The organism is Vibrio sp. Vb0349 (assembly GCF_033338975.1).
In genome coordinates this window covers 1-1,054 of record NZ_JAWOTS010000429.1, presented here as the reverse complement: position 1 = coordinate 1,054, position 1,054 = coordinate 1, and the positions used below count along the sequence as shown (strand labels likewise).

At 44.6% G+C, this 1,054-nt stretch carries 1 protein-coding gene; it reads right to left on the bottom strand.

The features are described 5' to 3' along the window. Positions 1-229 precede the first annotated feature (229 nt). On the bottom strand, positions 230-988 hold the full coding sequence (locus R7Q47_RS26370) for a 5'-methylthioadenosine/adenosylhomocysteine nucleosidase (protein ID WP_005463697.1): 759 nt from the start codon (positions 986-988) through the stop codon (positions 230-232). Positions 989-1,054 lie beyond the last annotated feature (66 nt).

The window sequence follows — 1,054 nt, the reverse complement described above, 5'->3', positions numbered from 1 at the left end:
ACAAAGAGCAACTTAGCTTGTGGTGGAAATCGGACGTGTGCTCTTCCGATCTACAAAGAGCAACTTAGCTTGGGGTGGAAATCGGCCAACGATGACAATCGATTCTCTCAGCCGCTTACAACCAAACTCGCGGCTGAGGGTGGAATTTGAAGGTAAAGAATCGATAATGTTTACTTTGACGAACTCATAAAAAAGCAGCACTTAATGTGCTGCTTTTCGTATTCTCACCCTATTGCATGCGCTTAAGCATGTTGAGCGTAATGGTTGCTGAGTTATCTGCCGTCGCTTTTTTCAGCTCAGAATAAACCACATCAGCAGAACCATCCGCTTTGTCGGAAATCGTGCGGATGACAACATACGGAACCTTAAAGGCGGTTGCAACTTGTCCCAATGCTGCACCTTCCATTTCAACGGCCATCGCGTTGAACTCTTGGTAGATGCCCGTGACTTTTACTTTACTGGCGATAAATTGATCACCAGAAGCAATGATGCCTCGGAACACACTTTCTTTGCCTAACGTCTCCACCGCTGCTTCATACGCGTAATTTTGTAGCGCTTTGTCAGCATAAAAGTAACGCTCTTGATAGTCCGGTAATAACCCTTTCGGTTTGTTGAATGCGGTTAAATCAACGTCATGATGTACAGTACGAGTAGAAATAACCACGTCCAATGGATCAAGTTTCGGGTCACTTGCTCCTGCTATACCAGTAAAAATCAGTTGGTTCACACCAAAAGATTCAATCAGCAAAGTGGTCGTCATCGCAGCATTGACTTTGCCAACACCAGATTGCGTTACCACGACGGATTTGCCCTCAAGCTCACCGATATAAAAAGTGTGGTTCGCAACTTTTTTGATTTGTTGATTCTGAATTTTTGGCAGCAGAGCTTCAACCTCTACATCCATCGCGCCAACAATACCTATCGTTGATGCAGCAAAAGTAGGAAGTGAAAATGCGGCAAGAATGAAAACAAGAGATTTCTTAAACATACGAGTCCTGAAGTGTAGCAATGCGCCGCCCTTTTGCGACGCGCTACACATTATATACCCTTGAGA

What these genes read in the sequence shown, in the direction of transcription:
- R7Q47_RS26370 (WP_005463697.1), bottom strand. Translation starts at nt 988, where the DNA reads ATGTTTAAGAAATCTCTTGTTTTCATTCTTGCCGCATTTTCACTTCCT.